Consider the following 20,876-nt stretch of genomic DNA (forward strand, 5'->3'; position numbering starts at 1 on the left):
TTTCGAATGGCGCTGCTTGAAAATCTCGATATCGACCAACTCAACAATATGGTTCCTGCATTCAACAAGGAGTCGGACCGTGGAGCGGCGATACTTGCTGGAAGTTTTCTTGAACACTACCTGGGATTATTTCTTCGCTCCCATACTGTTGAAAAAGCAGTTGCTGACAAGCTATTTGGAAGCATGGGGCCGCTCGCGACTTTTTCACAACGAATAGCGATTGCATATGCATTTGGGTTTATCGACAAAGAAGCATTCGCCAATCTCGAACAAATACGTAAGATACGAAATCACTTCGCTCATAATCCGATAAACGCGACATTTGACGATGATGAGGTAAAAAAGAGGGTGTTATTGCTTTCGACTTATGGTGGCGAAGCCAAGAATTACAGCAATAGTCATGCTCGGCAAGTCTACTTATTCACGTGCGCCCTTTTTTGCGGAAAATTCAACAAGTCCATGCGTGAACGTTCTCTGGCATCAGGTGCCGTTGAACGATAAAGGGCTTAAAAATGGATATATTTTTCGCGCCGTATCATGATGACCAGTGTTGCCTATGCGGGTCGTCGGAATCCCTTACGGGAGAGCATAAGATAAAAGCTTCAGCTCTCCGAAAAATTTTCGGAAATGATGCGATGGTCATCGGTAAGTTTGATGGTAAGAGTAAGCCGCGCCCGGCACAGGGACCGAAATCGAGTGCCTTTCATTTTGCCGTCCCCCTGTGCGCTTCTTGCAATAGCACTCGCACTCAAGCGCCCGACTGCGAGTTCGACCGCTTTCATGCTCTGGTTTCGACATCACTAGCTACAGGTCGCACTCCGGATGAAGTGTTCAACATGCGGGAATACGAGATTGGGTCAGAGCCATACTTAAATGTATTTCGCTACTTTGCCAAACTCTTGTGTTGCCATGTGGCAGAATCAGGTGGTCCTCGGCCACTAGCAGTAAGTGAATTCGCTCTAGGGAATATGGATAGAAATGTCGTGTTGCTGCACATTGATGCAGACCCAATCTATGCAGCTTATGAAAGTAGTTTAGGAGAGAATCGGTTCGCTGGACATGGGGGACTTATCGTTCCTGTTGATGCAGAAACAGAACTCGCTACAGGTTTCAGAAGTTCTATAATTCTTGGTGCAGTTCGTTATATCTTTTTCGTTCGCTTTGATTCTATGGTGGGAAGGGAACTCCGCACCTATCATCATGATTTTTGGCTCAAATGCGAAGCAGCATATCGTGATGCAGTTGCAAATCCTATATCGGAGGAGCAGCGATATTTTTTGGGCGTCTAGCTCCGTGTGCCGAATTATCTATTTTTCGAAAGGTGTTACGTGACACGTGAACGATTTTTGGTGAAAACCTTTGGTGATAATCCCGACGGGGTTCGGTTAGGTCTGGTCAAAGTGCTGCAGCTTCTGGATACGTATCAGAGCGCTGTCATTGTAGTGCCAAATATTGGTAACGTAAAAGGTTCTATGCTCGCTAGTGTCTTAGGAGAAGACACTACAAAAAAACTTTTGAAGGACAGAGAAATCACATTTCCTGATGGGAAAAAGATTTTTATATGTGGCCAGAGTGCTCTTAAAAAATATCGTGATCACGATGTGTATCTGGATTTGTGGGGAAGTAAATTCTCAATCAAAGATATTGAAAATATGAGCTACTGGAGGGCCGTTGTACTTGTTACCTGGGGCCTTGATGATTCGGTGGAATGGGTCAAGGAATATGATGTCCTTACGATACATGACGATGGGAATACAGGAAATACCGACTTGATGGGTTAATACAAAGTTCGGTATTATTTTAAGTGTAGATGCATTTTTCTCTAAATTGTAAGTCATTATTTTTTAATATTTTTATTCTCAATGGTCAGACTCTCCCTCTCCTCCTGAATACAGAAAGGCCGCCTGATTGGCGGCCTTTTTCATTTGTGCTATTCATCGTCGTCCGCTACGTCACGCTTGCGGACGTCGCGCTCAGCCATCCATCCCATGAAAGATCGCATCATCAGGCCCGATAAAGCGCGGCGCTTTCCAGCTTGCGTCTTTGAGCGAATGCGGCACCTGGTCGGCGACGCCTAGCAGCGATGCGAAGAGTGCCATCCGGACCGGGATGCCGTTATCGGTCTGGCGGAAAATCGCCAGGCGCGGGTCGTGCAGAAGATCGGCGCCGAGATCGTTCGCGCCTGGGCGGCTGTCGCGCGGCAGCGGATGCATGATCAGCGTATCCGGTTTGCATACCGCATTGACCAGCGCCTGATTGACTTGGAAGTCCGGGGTATAGCCCTCGATGGCTTCGTTGCCGAAGCGTTCTTTTTGTATCCGTGTGGCGTACACGACATCCGCGCCGCGCAAGCCGTTGGCGAGATCCGATGTCTGCTCGACGATGTTGCCGTTGATGGTGATGCGCTCGACGATGTGCGCCGGCATTTCCAGTTGTTCAGGAGCGATCAGCGTGAATTTGACGCCGCGATAGAGCGCCAGCAATTTGCTCAGGGAGTGCACCGTGCGGCCATATTTCAGATCGCCGACCATGGCGATGTGGGCGCCGTCGACCAGCTTGCCCAGGCGGGAGAATTCGCGTTGTATCGTGTACAGATCGAGCAGCGCCTGGCTGGGATGCTCGCCGGGGCCGTCGCCGGCATTGATGACCGGAATATTGGTTGCGCGCGCGAATTCGGCGACGGAGCCCTGATCCGGATGGCGCACCACCAGGGCGTCGACGTAGCCGCTCAGCACACGGCTGGTGTCGTAGATCGATTCGCCTTTGGCCATGGAAGAGAAGGTGAAGCCCGTCGTGTCGCACACCGAGCCGCCCAGCCGGCAAAAGGCCGCGCCGAAACTGACCCGCGTGCGCGTGCTCGCTTCGAAAAACAGATTCCCCAGCACGGCGCCTTCCAGCGCGCGCGACACTTTTTGTCTGCGCGCAATCGGTTGCATCACGTCTGCCAGTCGAAACAGCGCCTCGGCCGACTCGCGCGAAAACTGATCGACGGAGAGCAGGCAGGGTTTGCCCTCATGGGTGATGCTTAAGTCTGATGTCGGATATACGCTTTGCGTATCGGTGGCAGCATTTGTGCTGAGGATTTCACTCACAAAGCGTTCCACGATGTCGGGCATGCGCCGAAATTCCTGCGACTCCGCCGGTAGCAGCCAGGTGTCCAGCGCCCTGCGACTCACGCCGATTCGCGAAGAAAGCACTTCTCGCGTCATGTTCAGGCGGCGCATGGCGTCGCGCAGGAAGCTTTGTTGCTGGATAGTCATCGCTCTTCTCAATATTGTACGCAATGCGTATTTTATTGATTATTTTTATGAATGACAATGATATTTGTGTACATATTGCGTAGTGCCTGGCGTATCCGGAGGAACGGACGTCAATCCGTTCGTTGTCAGCCTCTGCCGACGAAGGGCATGTTGCTTGCCATTACCGTGAGATTGAGCACGTTGGCGCTCAGCGGCAGCGAGGCCATGTAGCGCACGGCATCGGCAACGTGCTGGACATCCATCATCGGTTCCGTGGCGGTCGAGCCGTTCGCTTGCAATACGCCTTTGGTCATGCGCGCCGACAACGAGGTCAGGGCATTGCCGACGTCGATCTGGCTGCAGACGATGTTATAGGGGCGTCCGTCCAGCGCGATGCTCTTGGTCAGGCCGGTCACGGCGTGTTTGCTGGAGGTGTAGGCGGAACTGAGAGGGCGCGGCGTATGCGCTGAAATCGATCCGTTGTTGATGATGCGTCCGCCTTGCGGCGATTGCTGCCGCATCAGGCGAAACGCGCCGCGCGCACAAAGAAATGCGCCGGTGAGATTGGTGTCGATGACGTTCTTCCACTGGTCGACCGTGAGTTCATCGAAGGGTATCGCCGGTGCATTGACGCCGGCATTGTTGAACAAGACGTCAAGCCTGCCAAACGAGGCGGAGATGTTTTCAAACAGCGCGTCGACGCTTGCAGGGTCGCGTATGTCCACCGGCATCGCGACGGCATGGCGGCCGGCGGCCTGTGCGGTTGCCACCGCTTCTTCGAGCACTTCGCGGCGGCGTCCGGCAAGGATCACGGTGAAGTCGTCGCTGAGCAGGGCCTGGGCGACCGCCAGGCCGATGCCGCTGCCGGCTCCTGTCACGAGGGCGATTTTCGATGCGGCGGGCTGGTTCATGGCAGATCCTTTTGGCGAGAGAGAAAGCGGTAACGTGATGCCGACAGAGGGCATCACGTTACCGCAGATCAGGCAATCTCGCTGACGCGGTGGCAGGCGACCCGGCTGCCCTTGAAGTGCTGTAATAACGGAGTCTCGTGACGGCAGCGTTCGACGGCGTGCGGGCAGCGGCTATGGAAAGCGCACCCGGGCGGCGGCGCCAGCGGCGACGGCAGTTCACCGTCGAGCATGAGGCGCGCCTGGCGTTGCGCCGGATCGATGCGCGGCGTGCTGGCCAGCAGCGCGCGCGTGTACGGGTGTAGCGGACGGCTGAAGGTATCGGCCTTGCTGCCGTGTTCGACCACTTTGCCGAGATACATCACTATCACCTCATCGGCAATGTGCTCCACCACCGACAGGTTGTGGGAGATGAACAGATAGGCGACTTTGGTTTTTTGCTGGATGTCCATCAGCAGATTGAGCACTTGCGCCTGGATCGACACGTCCAGCGCCGAGACAGGTTCGTCGGCGACAATCACTTTGGGATCCAGCATCAATGCGCGCGCGATGGCGATACGCTGGCGCTGGCCGCCGGAGAACATATGCGGATAGCGGCCGTAGAATTCCGGGCGCAGGCCGACTTGCTTCATCATCTCCTTGGCTTTTTCCATGCGCTCGGCGCCGTTGAGCCGCGTGTTGATGATCAGCGGTTCTTCCAGCATGGCGGCGACTTTTTTGCGCGGGTTCAGGCTGGCGTCGGGATTCTGGAACACCATCTGCACCAGCGGGCGCACTGCCTTCAGGAGCGCGGGATCGCGTTCGGCGACATTTTTTCCGTCCAGCCAGAGTGCGCCGGCGGTGGGCGATTCGATCATGGTGATCTGTCTGGCCAACGTCGATTTGCCGCAACCGGATTCGCCTACCACCGCCAATGTTTTGCCGGCGGCGAGCGTGAAGGATACGCCGTCCAGCGCGCGGGAGATGGCCTTGGGTCTGAACCATCCCTGAGAAACGGGATAGTGCTTGGTCAGCTGGTCCGCGCGCAGCAGGACTTGCTCCGCAGATGTTGCGGACGAGCTTGCCGGAGTCGAAGTAGGGCGTTCGTTCATCAGCTTGCCTTTTGCCATTGATTGGTCGGACGGCCGGCGCTATCCAGCGGAAAATGGCAGCGCACTTGGGCATGGGCGGGGCCGGTCAGGGCCGGGCGAGTTTCACTGCAATGCGGCACAGCGTAGGCGCAGCGCGGACTGAGCAGGCAGCCGGCAGGCCGGTCGTATTGGCCGGGCACCATGCCGGGAATGGTCTGCAGGCGTTCGCGTCCGGCATTGTTTTCCGGCAGCGCCGCCAGCAGCGCCTGGGTATAGGGATGTTGCGGCGTGTTGAAGATCTCGGGAACGGTGCCGGTTTCCAGCACCTGGCCCGCGTACATCACGACGACGCGTTGCACGGTCTGGGCGACCACGCTCAGGTCGTGCGTGATCAGCATCAGCGCCATGCCGCGCTCGCGTTGCAGCTCCAGCAGCAGGTCCAGCATCTGCGCCTGCACGGTCACGTCCAGCGCCGTGGTCGGTTCGTCGGCGATGAGCAGGCGCGGATTGCAGGCAATGGCGATGGCGACCATGACGCGCTGGCTCATGCCGCCCGACAGTTGATGCGGGTAAGCGTCCAGCCGGCGTTCAGGATCGGGAATGTTGACCTGTTTGAGCAGTTCGAGTGCGCGGGCGCGCAGTTCGGCTTTCGAACCTTTCTCGTGCACGCGCAAGGTTTCCATCAACTGATACGCTACGGTGAAGGAGGGATTCAGGCTCGTCATCGGATTCTGGAAAATCATCGCGATGTCTTTGCCCAGCAAGGTGCGCCGTTCGCGCTCAGACATCTTCTGCAAGTCGCGCCCGTCGAAGGCCATGCGTTCGGCCTTGACGCGGCCGGGGTAGTCGATCAGTCCCATCAGCGCCAGCGAGGTGACGCTTTTGCCGGATCCGGATTCGCCGACGATGCCGACCACTTCACCCTGTTCGATATGCAGGTCGAGATCGTCGACGGCGAGGTGCGGATTGGCGTCCGAGCCGAATTCGACGCGCAGATGTTGGATATCAAGAAGCGCCATGGTCTATCGTTTCAATTTGGGATCGAGGGCGTCGCGCAGACCGTCGCCCATCAGGTTGAATGCCAGCACCGAGATCAGGATCGCCAGGCCCGGGAAGGTCACGACCCACCACGCGCTCTGGATGAATTCCAGCGCGCTGGCGAGCATCGAGCCCCATTCCGGCGTCGGCGGTTGGGCGCCGAGACCGAGAAAGCCCAGCGCCGCAGCATCGAGAATGGCCGTCGAAAATCCCAGCGTGGCTTGCACGATCAGCGGTGCGGCGCAGTTCGGCAACACGCAGTTGAACATCAGGCGCAGCTTGCCGGCGCCGGCGATGCGCGAGGCATTGACGTAATCCTTGGACAGTTCGCTGATCACGGCGGCGCGCGTTTGCCGCGTGTAATGCGGCAGCAGCACGATGGCGATCGCGTACATCGCATTCATCAGGCCGGAACCGAGCACGGCCACCACCGCCACCGCCAGCAGCAGGCTGGGCAGGGCGAGCAGGATGTCCATCAGCCGCATGATCACCAGTTCAGCGACCCCGCGGAAAAAGCCGGCGATCAAGCCGAGCGCGATACCGACGCTCAACGAAATGGTGACCGAGACCAGCCCGATGATCAGCGACAGACGCGTGCCGTAGATGATGCGCGACAGCATATCGCGCCCGACCGGATCCGTGCCGAGCAGGAATTTCGTGCTGCCGCCGGTTTGCCATGCCGGCGGCGCCAGCGTGGCGTCGCGGAATTGCTCGATGGCGGAATGCGGCGCAATGACATCGGCAAAGATCGTGGCCAGCAGCATCAGCAGGATCAGCGCCAGGCCGACCACCGCGCCACGGTTCTGGCGGAAGTGACGCCACAGCTCGATCGCCGGATGCGGCGGCTTGCCGGTCTCAGCTGAGAGGTTTGCGGCCGTCGCCGGCGTAGTGGAAAAAGATTGATCGCTCATGTGCTGTGCCTGATTCTTGGGCTGATGACGCCGTAAAGCAAATCGACGATGAGATTCACGCCGATGACGATGCTGGCGGACAGCAGGATGCCGCCTTGCACCACGGTGTAGTCGCGGCTCTGGATTGCGCCGACCAGCCATTTGCCGATGCCGGGCCAGGAAAAGATGGTTTCGGTCAGGATCGCGCCGGCCAGCAGCGTGCCGATCTGCAGGCCGATCACGGTCACCACCGGAATGAGCGCATTGCGCAAGGCGTGGATACCGATCACGCGTAATTGCGACAGACCTTTGGCGCGCGCCGTTCTCACATAGTCTTCACGCAGCACCTCCAGCATCGCCGAGCGCGTCATGCGCGCGATGACCGCCAGCGGGATGGTGGCCAGCGTCACAGTCGGCAGGATCAGGTGCGAGAGGGCCGAGCGGAAGGCGTCCATGTCGCCCGCGATCAGCGTGTCGATCAGCATGAAGCCGGTCACCGGCGGCAGATCGAACATGATGTCGATGCGGCCCGATACCGGCGTCCAGCCGAGCGTGACGGAGAACAGCAGAATCAGGAGCAGCGCCCACCAGAACACCGGCATCGAATAGCCGGTGAGCGAGACGCCCATCACGGAATAGTCGAGCACGGTATTGCGTTTGAGCGCCGCCAGAATGCCGGCCGGGATGCCGATCAGCAGCGCCAGCAGCATGGCGCAGACCGACAGCTCCAGCGTCGCCGGGAACAGCGTCGCGAATTCGCGCAAGACCGGTTCATGCGTGACATAAGACACGCCGAGGTTGCCGCTCGCCACCTGTTTCAGGTAGCTGAAATACTGGATGTAGAGCGGCTGATCCAGACCCAGTTCGTGCGCCATGCGCGCGTAGAGGGCGGGATCCATGCCGCGTTCGCCGGACATGGCTTCCACCGGATCGCCGGGGATCAGGTGGATCAGGGTGAATACCAGCAGGGTGATGCCGAAGAAGGTCGGAATCACCAGACCGGCCCGGCGAAGCAGAAAAACGAACATAAGAAATACCTTGGGTAAAAATGAAAAGAACGCACCGGCACATCTGGTCTGCACTGACTTTTCAGACAAGCTGCGCTGGCGCTGGCCCTATCGCTATCGCATTGGCGCAATCAGTGACCGGTACGACTTGTGTTGCCTGGTATTTTCAGTTGATTGAGGACTTGTCGAATTCTCCGGCGTCGCAGAAAAAAGGATGCCGTCCGTTTCACTGTCGTCTGGAGTTGCCAGTTTGCATTTGCCGCCGGCAGCCCTTTTTGTGAATGCAGGGAGGGCTGCCGGGAACGGTGTTGCTCAGTAAGTTACTTGGTCAGATCGACCTTGTCGAAGTAGTTATGGATCGTTGCATCCATCTTGAAACCCACCACTTCCTTGCGGACCGGGACGAAACGCGTGGAGTGTGCAATCGTGACCCATGGCGCTTCTTCCTTGGCGATGACCTGGGCCTGTTCGTACAGCTTGGCGCGGTCGGCTTGCTTGTTCAGGGACTTGGCTTTTTGTACCAGCGCTTCATAGTCCTTGTTGCACCAGCGCGCCACGTTGCCGCCGCCTTGCACCGCATCGCAGCCGAGCACGGTCTTGAAGAAGTTGTCCGGGTCGCCGTTGTCGCCGTTCCAGCCGTACATCATGGAGTGCTGTTCGCCGGTTTTGGAGCGCTTGCGATACTCGCCCCATTCAAAGGTCGTGAGCTTGGTCTTGACGCCGACCTTTTCCCAGTCGGCCTGGATCAGTTCGGCCATGCGCTTGCCGTCCGGATTGTAAGGACGGCTGACCGGCAGATACCACAGCTCGACTTCGACGCCGTTGGCGTAGCCGGCCTTGGCCAGCAATGCCTTGGCCTTGGCAGGATCGTATGCGTAGTCCTTGACCTTGTCGTTATAGCTCCACATGGTCGGCGGGATCAGGTTCTTGGCGGCCATGCCGGTGCCCAGGAACACCGTGTTCAGAATGCCTTGTTTGTCGATCGCCATGTTCAGCGCCTGACGCACTTCCTTGTTGTCGAAGGGTTTCTTCTCGACGTTGAAGGCGATGTAGCCGACGTTCAGGCCCGGCTTGGTCAGCAGCTTGATGTTCTTGTCTTCCTTCATCAAGGCCAGATCGGCCGATTTCGGATAAGCCATGACCTGGCACTCGTTGGCTTTCAGCTTGGCGTAGCGCACCGATGCATCCGGCGTGATCGCATAGATCAGGTTGTCGATCTTGGGACGGCCTTGCCAGGATTTGTCGAAGGCCTTGTAACGGATGACCGCGTCTTTCTGGTACGAGACGAACTGGAACGGGCCGGTGCCGACCGGCTCGCGGTCGATCACGTCAGGGGTGCCGGCGGCAGCCATCTTGTCGGCATACTCGGCCGACAGGATCGACGCGAAGTCCATCGCCAAGTTGGCGAGGAAGGGCGACTCAGGCGCCTTGAGCGTGAAGCGTACGGTGTAGTCGTCGACCTTTTCAAGCTTGTCGACGATCTTGCTCATGCCCATATCGTTGAAGTAGGCGAAGGACTGACCGGCCGCGAGCTTGTGGAAAGGATGGTTTTCCACCGCCATGCGGTTGTACGAAAAAATCACGTCGTCGGCGTTGAAATCGCGGGTCGGTGTGAATTTGGCCGTGGTGTGAAACTTCACGCCATGGCGCAGCTTGAAGGTGTAAGTCAGGCCGTCTGCGGAGACCTCCCACGATGTCGCCAGACCCGGCACGATGTTGGTGGTGCCCAGCTCGAACTGCACCAGGCGGTTGTACATCGGCACCGACGAGGCATCGAAGGTCGTGCCGGTGGTGAACAGTTGCGGATTGAATCCTTCCGGGCTGCCCTCGGAGCAGAACACCAGCGTCTTGGCCGCCATGGCGACGCCGCCGTAAATGCACAGGACCGAGAACAGGCCTGCCTTGATCATTAACTTGTGCTTACTTTTCATCTGTTGTGCCCCATTGATATGTACTAAAACAAAAACTCCACCGAGACGGTTTATTGCATCGTCTGAACACTTCGGCGGTTCCTTAGCCGCTTTGTTGCATTTCGCTAATGCAAATATCGGGCCAATTTCTTGAGCATGGCGTCGTACTGTTCCATTTACTGTCGGATGTCCTGTCCGCTGCACCCGCTCAGGTTGCCATGATTTCTTCAATCTCTGCGCAGGTTTTGGGGATGATCTCTCCCAGGATACGCGCGCCACTGTCGGTGACCAGGACATTGTCCTCAATGCGTATGCCGCCGAAATCCAGGTAGTCGTTGAACCGGTCGTAGTTGATGTGCTCGCGGTGCAATCCCTGATGTTCCCAGCGCTGGATCAGTTGCGGAATGAAATAGATGCCTGGCTCCACAGTGATCACCATGCCGTCGCGCAGCGGCTTGGCCAGCCGCAGATTGCGCAGGCCGAACAGGTCGCTGCGGCGGTAGCGGTCGTCGTAACCGACCAGGTCTTCGCCATAGCTTTCCATGTCGTGGACGTCCAATCCCAATTGGTGGCCCAATCCATGCGGATAGCAAAGCGCATAGGCGCCGGAATCGACCACCGCTTCCGGCTCGCCGCGAAAGAAACCCAATGCCGTCAGGCCGCGCACCAGGTCGATTGCCACCGCACGGTGCACGTCGGCGTAGGCCATGCCGGCCCGCAGGGTGGCGATGCACTGTTGTTGCGCATGCAGCACCACCTCGTAGACGGCGCGCTGGCGGTCCGAGAAACGGCCGCCCACCGGGATGGTGCGCGTGATGTCGGCGACATAATGAAACGGGCTCGCAGCGCCGGAGTCGTTGACGATCAGGTCGCCGTTGCGCAAACGGTTGTCATAGGAATGGTTGTGAAGAATTTCACCATGCCGGGAAAAAATCGGGATGTAGGGAGCATAGGTATTGTGACGGCGCAGCACGCGCTCCATTTCCGCGACGACTTCGTATTCATAGACGTCGGGTTTGGCATGCCGCATTGCCGCAATGTGCATCAGGCGCGCGACCGCTTGCGCCTTTTCCATTTCCGAGATTTCTGCGCTGCTCTTGACTTCGCGCAGGCGGACGATGGCGGCGATCAGCTCTTGCGATGCACCATCCTTGATTTGCCTGGCCGGCGTTTGCAGCAAATCGCTCAGCACGGCGACCGTCTCGGCGCGATAGGGCGGAACATAATGGATCGCGCGCTTCTGCTGCTGTGCGCGGGCCAGCACCTGTTGCAAATCCGCGCCGGGCAGGACCTTAGCGATTCCGACCCCGGCGGCTTCCTCTCTCAAACTCTTGGGGTGCGGGCCGTGCCAGATGATGTCGCTGTCGGACTGCTCATCGCCGAACAATACTTGGCTGCCGTCGTCGAGATCGATGATCGCGGTCAGTGCAGGGCGTTGCAGACCCAGGAAATAGGCGAAGGTGCTGTCCTGGCGAAACGGATAGGCATCGCGCGGCGAGCTGAGCGGAATGGCATCGGCGCCCATCAGCAGCACCAGCCCGGAAGGCATGGACTGCTGCAGTTGTTTGCGACGGTGTTGGTATTCGTTACGGGTAAACATCGTGTCTCCGTTTTATTGTCGGTAAAGATATCAATGATGCAAACGGATGCAGACTCTTCTCGGGCGCTGGCAGACTACATGGATCAGGATAATAGGTCCAAGTTGCCGGCGACGACAACTGTTTTGCATGTCTTGTCCGGTTTTCTTCAAGCTATCTTGATAACTCCTCATGCTGGTTGCGGTATGGTGCAGTTGCGTCACACAGCGCGTTGCCGGCTGTGTCGTGACAGCGGCGATCGGTATAAGGCCGGGTTTTCGCGAATACTTGAAAGGGCTTGTGAGGCGGTCAGGATGAAGAGGGATTGGCGATGAGACTGGTTTCTTCCTTCGAACGTTTCTGCAAAAAACAGGAAGCCCGGATTCTATTTGACGAGGCGTATCCAACAAAAGAATATTTTCGCTCTAGCTTATCTATTTGTTCAGCATTTTTTGCTCGCCGATCTTCTGATGCTTTGCGCAGGTAGCGATGTCTCCACCAACGAAAAGGCTCCCAACCGGGAGCCTTTTTGCTTGTGTCGACCAATATGCATGCACTTAAAGCAAGCGCACCATTGGTTTAGCCATCCGCGTTAATCCGCGAAATCAGCACCTTCAACACTTCTTCCGCCTTGTCGTTCTCGACCTGGCAGGTGCCGGCGTTCTCATGCCCGCCACCGCCGTATTCCAGCATCAGCGCGCCGATGTTGGTTTTCGAGGTGCGGTTCAGGATGGATTTGCCGGTGGCGAACACGGTGTTCTGGTTCTTCAGGCCCCACAGTACGTGGATGGAGATGTTCGTTTGCGGGAACAGGGCGTAGATGATGAAACGGTTGCCGGCGAAGATGACTTCTTCGTTGCGCAGGTCCAGCACCACCAGGTTCTTGTGCACGGTGGCGCAGCGGCGGATCTGATCCTTGCATTTTTCCGCGTGCTCGAAATACAGGTCCTTGCGTTCCTTGACGTCGGGGGAGGCCATGATCTGGTCGATGGTGTGCGTTTTGCACAGTTCGATCAGGTCCATCATCAGGTTGTAGTTGGAGATGCGGAAGTCGCGGAAGCGGCCGAGGCCGGTGCGGGCGTCCATCAGGAAGTTGAGCAGGTCCCAGCCTTCCGGATTGAGCACTTCCTGTTCGTTGAAGCGTGCGGCGTCGCCCTTGTCGACGGCGGCCATCATGTCGCCCCACGATGCAGGGAAGGCCTTTTCGCCGCCGTAGTAGTCGTACACGACGCGCGCAGCCGAAGGCGCATCGGGATGGATCACGTGGTTCTTGCGTTCACCGGTGTTGCGGATGGTTTCCGACAGATGGTGATCGAAGGCGATGTGTACGCCCGGCACGAACGGCAGGTTGGTGGTGATATCGTTGTCGCTGATGGCGATCTTGCCGTCCTGCATGTCTTTCGGATGCACGAACAGGATCTCGTCGATCATGTTGAGGTGTTTCAGCAAGACTGCGCAGACCAGGCCATCAAAGTCGCTACGCGTCACCAGACGATATTTCTTTGTTTCCGACATGAGTGTTTCCCCCTCGTTGATTGAACATTTTGCCTGGCGTTTGCCACTGCGGTGCAATGGCTAATAATACAACTCAAAATTATGCGTGGACAGTTATTGTTGCTATTTGACGCGGGTCTGAATCTGTCTCAGATTTCATCTCGTTTTATTAATGGATTTTTGCATGGCGCGCAGGCGGCAATTGCATTTGTGTGGGAGATGGGGGGGGGGCAGCCTATGGTGCGGATGCGAAGAAAAAGTGACCGCCTCCCTGGAGTTCAACGTTCTTGAAAGAATGTTTCAGCTGATCAATATTTGTTGCGCCTACTGCCGAGACTGCTCAGGTCCGATGGGGAAATCGGCAACGATCGTAGAATTCAGTTTCGGGGTTTGTCAAATGAACCCGCATAGGCAATCAGCGACGCAAATCGCAGAAATAACCGTAGAGGTGCATTTCTTTGTCGCCGATAACATGAACTGCTTGATTTTCTTCAATTGCAAATCGAATATCATATTTGGTCGTCAATATTTTTTCCACTTCAGCTTTATCGACAAATGAAATCGGATAGGCAATTTCCTTGTTCTGAAATCCATCCGGAAGAGGACCGGGACCGTTATCCGCGAGATGGGAACGCTGTATGGCGATGATGGTGCCTGGAGCGTCATTGAATGCTGTGCGCGTAATGAACAGGTGCCTTGCCTCTACATCCACAAGTTTTTGAAGCATTGCCAACGGATCAGGGCAATATTGCAAGGCGCTGCTGGAAAACAGCAAGTCAATTTCCCCCAGCGCCTGTTTGGCGATATCGATGTTGTCGAAGAAGCGTAAGTCGTCGCCGGCAAGCCTTTGTGCTTCCTTTGCCATTGCGGTTGTTTCGACTACATTCCATTTGATTTTACTGGATCGGAATCCTATTTTTGCGATTGCGTGGTGGTATCCGCCGCCACCGCCGAAATCCAGGACATTGAACGTTTTCTCGTTGTCCATGATTCCCAAAGCCAGCAGAGTGCGTATTGCATTGAAGTCCAGGGTCTTATGTTTGGCGACCTTGTTTTTGTAGATCAGATTCTTCTCAACGACAACTTTAATAATTTCATCGTTTTCGTAAGCATCGTTCTGGCACTGGGCCAATGCGTCTGCGTATCTGGAAAAAACGGGAGCCGGGCGCTTGATTTTCTTCGCTGCATTGAAAAGGACGGGGGGGATCAATGACTTAATTGCGTTTTTCATGGAGACCTGAATGTTGATTATTGGCTTCGGTTATAGCTACGTTCGCTATTTCTTAAGCGCAGATGTTTCTCGGTACGCAACACGAAGATATTGATCTACTGACGACAAAACAGTTCCACTCTTTTTTCGAATGCTGTCATCGCTTGTTATAAAAAATGTATTTTCTGATGAGTTTTTATTGCTGAATGATTTGATATTCAGGGATCTATCAACGTTACCTATCCAAATTTCTCAATGCTTAAAATCGATCTGCGAGTCGTCTCTTTCCAAAAAAATAAAACCGCATCTGCTCGTATGCAGACGCGGTTTTTTAACTGCTCAGACGAAAGGTGGCGGACTTGATTTTTGAGTGGCGTTTCCTTCGAATCCGTCGATTCAGCGTTCCTGCCGCACTTCCATAATCCGCGGCAGGCTCATCTCTATCCAATCCGTCAGCGCTTCCACGCGTTGTGCGGCTTCCAGTCCCAAGGGCGACAAGGTGTAGTCCACGTGCGGTGGCACCACGTCGTAGGATTTGCGGATCACCAGGCCGTCGCCTTCCAGATCCTGCAGCGTCTGCGCCAGCATTTTTTCGCTGACGCCGCCGATCTTGCGGCGCAAATCGCTGAAGCGGTGCGTGCCGGCCAGCAGCGCCACCAGAATCAGCACGCCCCAGCGGCTGGTGATGTGCTTGAGCACGCTGCGCGACGGGCAATCGGCGGAAAACAGCTCGCCGCGCCGCAGCCGTTCCTTGAGCGAAACATGGTCGGCGAGCGGGTCTGGGAGGGGATCTCGTATATTCATCGGTTTATTTTACACTAACCTTTTTGTATGTACTTACTAAAAGTAAGTGCTTCGGGTAACCTGCGATTTCTTTCACCGTAGTTTCTTTTTTATTGGATAGGAATTGTCATGATCGTCGTTACCGGAGCTACCGGCCAGTTGGGCCGTCTCGTCATCGCAGCATTGTTGAAAACCGTACCCGCCGCGCAGATTGTCGCCGCCGTGCGCAGCCCGGAAAAAGCCGCGGACCTCGCCGCACAAGGCGTGCAGGTGCGCCGCGCCGACTATGGCGATGCGGCCAGCCTGGATGCTGCGTTTCAGGGCGCAACCAAAGTCTTGCTGATTTCTTCCAACGAAATCGGCGAGCGCCTTGCCCAGCATCGCGCCGTCATCGACGCCGCCAAGCGCGCCAACGTGCAACTGCTGGCCTACACCAGCGTGCTGCGTGCGGACACCTCGGCGCTGGGCCTGGCTGCCGAACATCTGCAGACCGAACAAGCCATCAAGGACAGCGGTGTTCCCGCAGCCATCCTGCGCAACGGCTGGTACACCGAGAATTACACCGCCGGCGTGCCGGGCGCGGTGGCGCAAGGCGCGATCTACGGCAGCGCCGGCGAGGGCCGCATTTCCTCGGCGGCGCGCAGCGACTATGCAGAAGCTGCGGCAGTTGTGCTGGCAAGCGAAGGGCATGCAGGCAAGATCTATGAACTGGCCGGCGACAGCGCCTACACCTTGAGCGAGCTGGCGGCGGAAGTCTCGCGCCAGTCGGGCAAGGCGGTGGAGTATCGCAATATTCCGGAAGCCGATTACAAGGCGGCGCTGATCGGTTTCGGTTTGCCGGAAGTGGTTGCGATCCTGCTGTCCGATTCGGATACGGCAGCGTCCAACGGCGCTTTGTTTGACGAGGGCCAACAATTGTCTGCATTGATCGGCCGTCCGACGACAGCGTGGCCGGTATCGGTTTCCGAAGCGTTGAAGCAAGCCGTGAAGTAATTGCCGGATGAACCCGGCAAGCCTTGCGCCTGCCGGATTTGCCATGCAGCCCGGGCTTACGAAAGCTTGTCGAGAATGCTGTAGTAAGCCACGCCGGCCGCGATGTAAAAACGCTGCAATCCATGAAATGGAATCGGCTGTATCGTGCTGACCGGAAACGGAAACGTCGCGGATGCATCGCTCGTCAGGCGTTGCGCCAGGCAGCGTCCCATGGTGCTGGCCATGGCGATGCCGCGGCCGTTATAGCCGAGCGCGATGGTCAGTCCGGCCGCCGGTTCGTGGACGTGCGGCAGGAAGTCGCGCGTAATCGCCACGCGGCCGGCCCAGCGGTATTCATAGTCGATCCCGGCAAGTTGCGGGAACAGCAGCGCCAGCGAGCGTTCCAGATGCGCGAAGTCTTGCGGCCCCTGCGGATCGGGGAAGGGGCCGCGTCCACCCATGAGCAGGCGGCCTTCGGCGTCGCGGCGGTAGTACAGCAATAGCCGGCGCGAGTCGGACACCACTTCCCGGTTTCCCAGAATACTGTCGCCCAGCGCCGCAGGCAGCGGACGCGTGGCAACGATGAAGCTGTTGGCGGCAATCACCGACTGTTTCAGCTGCGGCCACAGCGCGCCGGTATAGCCGTTGGTGGCGATGATCACGCGCCCGGCGGTGATGATCGCGCCTTGTTCGGTATGCAGCAGCCAGCGTTGTCCCTGGCGTTCCAATTTGACCACGGGCGTGCGGCCATGGATGGCGGCGCCTTGCGCCAGCGCCGCGCGCGCCAGGCCGCGGCAATATTTCAGCGGATGGATGCTGCCGGCGCGGCGGTCGACCCAGGCGCCGACATAGGCGGAGGTGCCGATGCGGCGCGCAACTGCGTCGCGGTCCAGCAATTCGATCGGCGCGCCGCGTTCGGCCCATTGCGCGGCGCGTTTTTCCAGTATGGGCATGACGGCTGCCGAATGCGCCGGCTGGATCCAGCCGTTGCGCACGGCGTCGCAGTCGATGCCGTGACGCGCGATCAGGTCGAATACCGTGTCGGCGGCTTTGCCTATGGTGTCGATCAGTCCTTCCGCCTTGGCGGAGCCGAACATCACGCGCAACTGGTCGGGATCGTATTTGAGGCCCGGGATCACCTGGCCGCCGTTGCGTCCGGAAGCGCCCCAGCCGGGTTCGCTGGCTTCCAGCACGCAGACGTTCACGCCCGCTTCAGCCAGATGCAACGCCGCGGACAAGCCGGTATAGCCACCGCCGATGATGGCGACGTCGACGCTTTTCGATTCGGTGCAAGGAGGTGTTGCTGTCGCCGCTGTGGCTGTAGCGGCCCACAGCGATGGCGGCAGGGCTGCGCCGGCCAGGGGTTGATGCATGGGTTTGGTCATGGCACTCATGGTGTGGTCGCCGTTCCGGGATGATCGCCTTGTACGCCGATCTGCGGCGCCAGGATGCGGCGCAGGAAATCCTTGGTGCGCGCATGCTGAGGCGCACCGAGCACGTCCTTGGCCGGGCCTTCTTCGACGATGGTGCCGCTATGCAAAAAGCAGACGCGGTCGGCCACTTCTTTCGCGAACCCCATCTCATGCGTGACCACGATCATGGTCATGCCGTCGGCCGCCAGCGTGCGCATGACGGCGAGCACTTCGCCCACCAGTTCGGGATCGAGCGCAGAAGTCGGTTCGTCGAACAGGATCGCCTGCGGCTGCATCGCCAGTGCGCGGGCAATCGCCACGCGTTGCTGCTGGCCGCCGGACAACTGGCTGGGATACGCATCGGCGCGTTGCGCCAGGCCGACTTTTTCCAGCAGCGCCATGGCGGATTTCTTCGCGACATCGGGGGCGATCCGGTTGACGAAGATCGGGCCTTCGACCACGTTCTCCAGCACCGTGCGATGCGGGAACAGGTTGAAGCGCTGGAATACCATGCCGACCCGCGTGCGCAATTGGTGGATGGAGGGCGACATGCTGTCGACGCGCTGGCCGTCGATCAGGATCTCGCCGGCTTCGTAGGTTTCCAGGCCGTTGATGCAGCGAAGCACGGTGGATTTGCCCGAACCCGAGGGGCCGATCAGGCACACCACTTCACCTTGCGCAACCTGCAGCGACACGCCTTTCAGCACTTCATGCTTGCCGAAACATTTATGGATCTGCTTGACCTCGATCATTTGGCTTTTCCTTTGCCGGTGCGGATTTCCAGGCGGCGGATGATGTACACCAGCGGCAGGCTCAGCAGCAGGTACAGGATCGCCACCATGGTGTAGACCGTCATGTTCTGGAAGGTGGAAGAGGCGATCATCTGGCCGGCGCGCGTCATTTCCAGCACGGTGATGGTCGACACCAGCGACGAATCCTTGAGCATCATCACCAGCGTATTGCCATAGGGCGGCAGGGCGATGCGAAACGCCTGCGGCAGCACCACGCGGCGCATGATCATGGGATTTTTCATGCCGATCGACTGCGCCGCCTCGATCTGGCCGACGTCGACGGCTTCGATGCCGGCGCGGAAGTTCTCGGCCTGATAGGCGGAGTAGGCAATCCCGAGTCCGATTACGCCGGCCTGGAAGGCGCTCAGCTGGATGCCGAATTCAGGCAACACGAAATAGATGTAGAACAGCTGCACGATGATCGGCAGCCCGCGAATGATGTTGATGATGGTCGCGGCGGTGATGGCCAGCGGCTTCCAGCGCGAGAGTTTCATCAGCGCGAAAGCGAGGCCGATCACCGAACTCAGGATGAAGGCGTAAATCGTGACTTCGACCGTCACCCAGGCGCCGCGCAGCAGGATGGGCAGGAAATCGAGCATGTTCTGTATCAGCATGGCGTTTTTCGTGGAGATAAATACCGGGCAGTAAAGAGAGAGGATTCAGCCGAAGACTGCGCGGCCGCATGGCCGGCAGTCTGGCAGGGAGGTGAGGCTCAGTTCAGATTCCACTGCTGGACGATGCGCGCGATGGTGCCGTCGGCCTTGGCGGTCGCGATGGCCTTGTTCAAGCGTTCCAGCAATTGCGTCTCGCCCTTGCGCACCACCAGGCAGACGTCGCCCATCAGGGTCGACTGGTATTCCTTGACCAGGCGCACTTGCGGATTGGCGCCTTGCGACAGCTGGTAGGCCACGATAGGGCGATCGCCGAAACCGGCCTTGATGCGGCCCAGGCCGACGTCGCGCATCATGTCGGCGATGGAGTCATACACGCGTACTTCCTTGAAGCCGCCTTTCTTGTTGAGCGCATCGACGAACACTGTGCCCACCTGCGCGCCGACGATCTCGCCCTTCAGGTCGTCCAGCGACTTGTAGACGTGCTTGTCCTCGGCGTTGACGAACAATCCCTCGCCATACGAATACACCGGATCGCTGAAGTCCACGATCTGTGCGCGCGCGGCGGTCTTGAGCATCGCGGCGGCGATGATGTCGATCTTGTTCGACGTCAGCGAAGGAATCAGCGCCGCGAAAGGCGTCTGCTGCACGTTGACGGCGAAGCCGGCGTTCTTGCCGACGGCGGTCACGGTGTCGACCATCATGCCTTGCAACTTGTTGGTCTTGATGTCGAGGAAGGTGAACGGCACGCCGGTCGAGGTGGCGCCGACGGTGTATGACGTTTGTGCGAGCGCGGAATAGGAGGTGGCGACGGCGGCAACTACGAAGGCGGCATGGAGCAGATGTTTGCGGAGAGCGGTGAACGGTTTCATACATTTCCCTTTTTGGTATGAGTCCGGCCGGATCGGCTGGCGACCGGGTTTGACGGATTGAACATCAATAAACGCTACGAAAATAAGTATATTCGCATTTGAAATATCGTCAATAGATATTATTGTATCGATATTCGATACGATTTATAATAAAATTCACATGGATAATCCAGATAAGCATCCAGAGAACACCATCAAGAGGTTTGCCATGAGCGAGACGGACGCGAAAGAACCGCGTGAGGGTTCCGACCTGTTGTTCAACCAGTCCCTGGAGAAGGGGCTGGCGGTATTGCGCGCCTTCAGTGCGCAGCGCCGCACCATGACGCTGGCCGAAGTGGCGGAAGCGACCTCGATCACCAAGAGTTCGGCGCAGCGCATGATTTACACGCTCGAAGCGCTGGGTTATGTGCGCAAGCATACGCAGACGCGGCGCTATCAGCTGACGCCCAAGGTCATGGAAGTGGGTTACAACTATCTCGCCGCCGACATCCTGGTCGACGTCGCCAATCCTTTCCTGTCCGAGCTGGCGAACATCACCGGCGAGACCGTCAACCTGACCGAGCCTTACGACAAGGAGATGGTCTACGTGGCGCGTTTCGTGAGCAGCAAATTCATCCCCATCCACATGCCCATCGGCAGCCGCATTCCCATGTATTGCACGGCGTCGGGCCGCGCCTACCTGAGCGCCTTGCCGCCCGACGAAGCGCGCGCCCAGTTGCAGGTCACCGATCTCATCGTGCGCACCCAGCACACGCGCACCGACATCAACGACATCCTGCAAGTGCTGGAGACGATCCGCGAAAGAGGCTATGCCTGCAATGTGGAAGAACTGTTCCTCGGCGACATGACCATCGCTTCGCCCATCCTCAACAATCAGGGCATGCCGGTGGCCGCGGTGCACGTGGTGGCGCCGACCAGCCGCTGGACGCAGGAAGAAGCGGAGAAGCGGCTCGGGCCGCTGGTGCTGGAATGCGCGCGTGCCATCAGCAATTCGATACGCACGCTGACCTGATTTTTCTGTCGCCGAAAAGAAAAAAGCCGCCGCAGGAATTGCTCTCTGCGGCGGCTTTCGTTGCGCCTTCAAGACCGGCG

General features: G+C 57.9%; 20 protein-coding genes. 5 read left to right on the forward strand and 15 right to left on the reverse strand.

All coding sequences use genetic code 11. The features are described from left to right. The first annotated feature begins 6 nt into the window (after positions 1-6). The 3 genes from AKL25_RS02130 to AKL25_RS02135 are packed head-to-tail and all read left to right on the forward strand — an operon-like array spanning position 7 to position 1,781. Entirely contained in the window at positions 7-501 is a 495-nt protein-coding gene (locus AKL25_RS02130; RefSeq protein ID WP_050475973.1) for an MltR family transcriptional regulator, read from the forward strand. Positions 502-512: 11 nt separating this feature from the next. Beyond that, positions 513-1,289 (forward strand): hypothetical protein, encoded by a 777-nt coding sequence (locus AKL25_RS24050; RefSeq protein ID WP_157050434.1) that lies wholly within the window; start codon positions 513-515, stop codon positions 1,287-1,289. Between the two features lie 39 nt (positions 1,290-1,328). Then, the gene (locus AKL25_RS02135; RefSeq protein WP_157050436.1) at positions 1,329-1,781 is read left to right on the forward strand and encodes a hypothetical protein; all 453 of its coding nucleotides are present in this window, start codon (positions 1,329-1,331) and stop codon (positions 1,779-1,781) included. A 192-nt stretch (positions 1,782-1,973) separates the two neighbouring features. Here AKL25_RS02135 and AKL25_RS02140 read toward each other — a convergent pair whose 3' ends face one another. The 11 genes from AKL25_RS02140 to AKL25_RS02190 all read right to left on the reverse strand — a co-directional run bounded on the left by AKL25_RS02140 (position 1,974) and on the right by AKL25_RS02190 (position 15,147). Continuing rightward, a complete protein-coding gene (locus tag AKL25_RS02140) occupies positions 1,974-3,260 on the reverse strand; it encodes an aspartate carbamoyltransferase (RefSeq protein ID WP_050475975.1) in 1,287 nt (428 codons plus the stop codon). Positions 3,261-3,385: 125 nt separating this feature from the next. Continuing rightward, complete coding sequence (locus AKL25_RS02145; RefSeq protein ID WP_050475976.1) at positions 3,386-4,150, reverse strand: SDR family oxidoreductase; 765 nt, start codon at positions 4,148-4,150, stop codon at positions 3,386-3,388. Positions 4,151-4,218: 68 nt separating this feature from the next. Beyond that, entirely contained in the window at positions 4,219-5,238 is a 1,020-nt protein-coding gene (locus tag AKL25_RS02150; protein WP_050475977.1) for a dipeptide ABC transporter ATP-binding protein, read from the reverse strand. Beyond that, positions 5,238-6,236 carry an oligopeptide/dipeptide ABC transporter ATP-binding protein gene (locus AKL25_RS02155; protein WP_050475978.1) on the reverse strand — a complete coding sequence of 333 codons (999 nt, stop codon included), beginning with the start codon at positions 6,234-6,236 and terminating at the stop codon, positions 5,238-5,240. Before AKL25_RS02155 ends, AKL25_RS02150 begins: the two co-directional genes overlap by 1 nt. A gap of 3 nt (positions 6,237-6,239) precedes the next feature. After that, entirely contained in the window at positions 6,240-7,166 is a 927-nt protein-coding gene (locus AKL25_RS02160) for an ABC transporter permease subunit (RefSeq protein WP_050475979.1), read from the reverse strand. After that, complete coding sequence (locus tag AKL25_RS02165; RefSeq protein ID WP_050475980.1) at positions 7,163-8,173, reverse strand: ABC transporter permease subunit; 1,011 nt, start codon at positions 8,171-8,173, stop codon at positions 7,163-7,165. The genes AKL25_RS02160 and AKL25_RS02165 overlap by 4 nt, the downstream gene beginning before the upstream one ends. Positions 8,174-8,472: 299 nt before the next feature. Then, the gene (locus AKL25_RS02170) at positions 8,473-10,062 is read right to left on the reverse strand and encodes an ABC transporter substrate-binding protein (protein ID WP_276202996.1); all 1,590 of its coding nucleotides are present in this window, start codon (positions 10,060-10,062) and stop codon (positions 8,473-8,475) included. 208 nt (positions 10,063-10,270) lie between these two features. Then, positions 10,271-11,662: an aminopeptidase P family protein gene (locus AKL25_RS02175; protein WP_050475982.1), complete on the reverse strand. Its 1,392-nt coding sequence runs from the start codon at positions 11,660-11,662 to the stop codon at positions 10,271-10,273. Positions 11,663-12,218: 556 nt separating this feature from the next. Beyond that, a complete protein-coding gene (locus tag AKL25_RS02180) occupies positions 12,219-13,154 on the reverse strand; it encodes an exopolyphosphatase (RefSeq protein ID WP_050475983.1) in 936 nt (311 codons plus the stop codon). A gap of 394 nt (positions 13,155-13,548) precedes the next feature. Further along, the gene (locus AKL25_RS02185) at positions 13,549-14,364 is read right to left on the reverse strand and encodes a methyltransferase, TIGR04325 family (RefSeq protein WP_050475984.1); all 816 of its coding nucleotides are present in this window, start codon (positions 14,362-14,364) and stop codon (positions 13,549-13,551) included. Positions 14,365-14,739: 375 nt separating this feature from the next. Further along, the gene (locus AKL25_RS02190; protein ID WP_050475985.1) at positions 14,740-15,147 is read right to left on the reverse strand and encodes a winged helix-turn-helix transcriptional regulator; all 408 of its coding nucleotides are present in this window, start codon (positions 15,145-15,147) and stop codon (positions 14,740-14,742) included. 108 nt (positions 15,148-15,255) lie between these two features. Between AKL25_RS02190 and AKL25_RS02195 the strand changes: the two genes are divergently transcribed. Continuing rightward, the gene (locus AKL25_RS02195; protein WP_050475986.1) at positions 15,256-16,119 is read left to right on the forward strand and encodes an SDR family oxidoreductase; all 864 of its coding nucleotides are present in this window, start codon (positions 15,256-15,258) and stop codon (positions 16,117-16,119) included. A 56-nt stretch (positions 16,120-16,175) separates the two neighbouring features. Here the strand turns inward: AKL25_RS02195 and AKL25_RS02200 are convergent, their stop codons facing one another. The 4 genes from AKL25_RS02200 to AKL25_RS02215 form a co-directional block, all read right to left on the reverse strand. Beyond that, positions 16,176-17,492 (reverse strand): NAD(P)/FAD-dependent oxidoreductase, encoded by a 1,317-nt coding sequence (locus tag AKL25_RS02200; RefSeq protein ID WP_157050438.1) that lies wholly within the window; start codon positions 17,490-17,492, stop codon positions 16,176-16,178. Continuing rightward, on the reverse strand, positions 17,489-18,262 hold the full coding sequence (locus tag AKL25_RS02205; protein ID WP_050475987.1) for an amino acid ABC transporter ATP-binding protein: 774 nt from the start codon (positions 18,260-18,262) through the stop codon (positions 17,489-17,491). The genes AKL25_RS02200 and AKL25_RS02205 overlap by 4 nt, the downstream gene beginning before the upstream one ends. Further along, positions 18,259-18,915: an amino acid ABC transporter permease gene (locus AKL25_RS02210; protein ID WP_050475988.1), complete on the reverse strand. Its 657-nt coding sequence runs from the start codon at positions 18,913-18,915 to the stop codon at positions 18,259-18,261. The genes AKL25_RS02205 and AKL25_RS02210 overlap by 4 nt, the downstream gene beginning before the upstream one ends. Before the next feature lie 98 nt (positions 18,916-19,013). Continuing rightward, positions 19,014-19,784, reverse strand: a complete 771-nt coding sequence (locus tag AKL25_RS02215; protein WP_050475989.1) for an ABC transporter substrate-binding protein — start codon at positions 19,782-19,784, stop codon at positions 19,014-19,016. Positions 19,785-19,992: 208 nt separating this feature from the next. Here AKL25_RS02215 and AKL25_RS02220 point away from each other — a divergent pair, with 208 nt between their 5' ends. After that, complete coding sequence (locus AKL25_RS02220; protein ID WP_050476121.1) at positions 19,993-20,796, forward strand: IclR family transcriptional regulator; 804 nt, start codon at positions 19,993-19,995, stop codon at positions 20,794-20,796. Positions 20,797-20,876: the final 80 nt, after the last annotated feature.

Origin of the sequence: Herbaspirillum rhizosphaerae (genome assembly GCF_001189965.1) — a bacterium.
In the GTDB taxonomy this organism is placed as follows: domain Bacteria; phylum Pseudomonadota; class Gammaproteobacteria; order Burkholderiales; family Burkholderiaceae_D; genus Herbaspirillum; species Herbaspirillum rhizosphaerae.

Excerpts from the sequence above, each read along its gene's own strand:
- AKL25_RS02130 (WP_050475973.1), top strand. The coding sequence starts at position 7 with ATGGCGCTGCTTGAAAATCTCGATATCGACCAACTCAACAATATGGTT.
- AKL25_RS24050 (WP_157050434.1), top strand. The coding sequence starts at position 513 with ATGGATATATTTTTCGCGCCGTATCATGATGACCAGTGTTGCCTATGC.
- AKL25_RS02140 (WP_050475975.1), bottom strand. The coding sequence starts at position 3,260 with ATGACTATCCAGCAACAAAGCTTCCTGCGCGACGCCATGCGCCGCCTG.
- AKL25_RS02145 (WP_050475976.1), bottom strand. The coding sequence starts at position 4,150 with ATGAACCAGCCCGCCGCATCGAAAATCGCCCTCGTGACAGGAGCCGGC.
- AKL25_RS02150 (WP_050475977.1), bottom strand. The coding sequence starts at position 5,238 with ATGAACGAACGCCCTACTTCGACTCCGGCAAGCTCGTCCGCAACATCT.
- AKL25_RS02155 (WP_050475978.1), bottom strand. The coding sequence starts at position 6,236 with ATGGCGCTTCTTGATATCCAACATCTGCGCGTCGAATTCGGCTCGGAC.
- AKL25_RS02160 (WP_050475979.1), bottom strand. The coding sequence starts at position 7,166 with ATGAGCGATCAATCTTTTTCCACTACGCCGGCGACGGCCGCAAACCTC.
- AKL25_RS02165 (WP_050475980.1), bottom strand. The coding sequence starts at position 8,173 with ATGTTCGTTTTTCTGCTTCGCCGGGCCGGTCTGGTGATTCCGACCTTC.
- AKL25_RS02170 (WP_276202996.1), bottom strand. The coding sequence starts at position 10,062 with ATGATCAAGGCAGGCCTGTTCTCGGTCCTGTGCATTTACGGCGGCGTC.
- AKL25_RS02175 (WP_050475982.1), bottom strand. The coding sequence starts at position 11,662 with ATGTTTACCCGTAACGAATACCAACACCGTCGCAAACAACTGCAGCAG.
- AKL25_RS02180 (WP_050475983.1), bottom strand. The coding sequence starts at position 13,154 with ATGTCGGAAACAAAGAAATATCGTCTGGTGACGCGTAGCGACTTTGAT.
- AKL25_RS02185 (WP_050475984.1), bottom strand. The coding sequence starts at position 14,364 with ATGAAAAACGCAATTAAGTCATTGATCCCCCCCGTCCTTTTCAATGCA.
- AKL25_RS02190 (WP_050475985.1), bottom strand. The coding sequence starts at position 15,147 with ATGAATATACGAGATCCCCTCCCAGACCCGCTCGCCGACCATGTTTCG.
- AKL25_RS02195 (WP_050475986.1), top strand. The coding sequence starts at position 15,256 with ATGATCGTCGTTACCGGAGCTACCGGCCAGTTGGGCCGTCTCGTCATC.
- AKL25_RS02200 (WP_157050438.1), bottom strand. The coding sequence starts at position 17,492 with ATGAGTGCCATGACCAAACCCATGCATCAACCCCTGGCCGGCGCAGCC.
- AKL25_RS02205 (WP_050475987.1), bottom strand. The coding sequence starts at position 18,262 with ATGATCGAGGTCAAGCAGATCCATAAATGTTTCGGCAAGCATGAAGTG.
- AKL25_RS02210 (WP_050475988.1), bottom strand. The coding sequence starts at position 18,915 with ATGCTGATACAGAACATGCTCGATTTCCTGCCCATCCTGCTGCGCGGC.
- AKL25_RS02215 (WP_050475989.1), bottom strand. The coding sequence starts at position 19,784 with ATGAAACCGTTCACCGCTCTCCGCAAACATCTGCTCCATGCCGCCTTC.
- AKL25_RS02220 (WP_050476121.1), top strand. The coding sequence starts at position 19,993 with ATGAGCGAGACGGACGCGAAAGAACCGCGTGAGGGTTCCGACCTGTTG.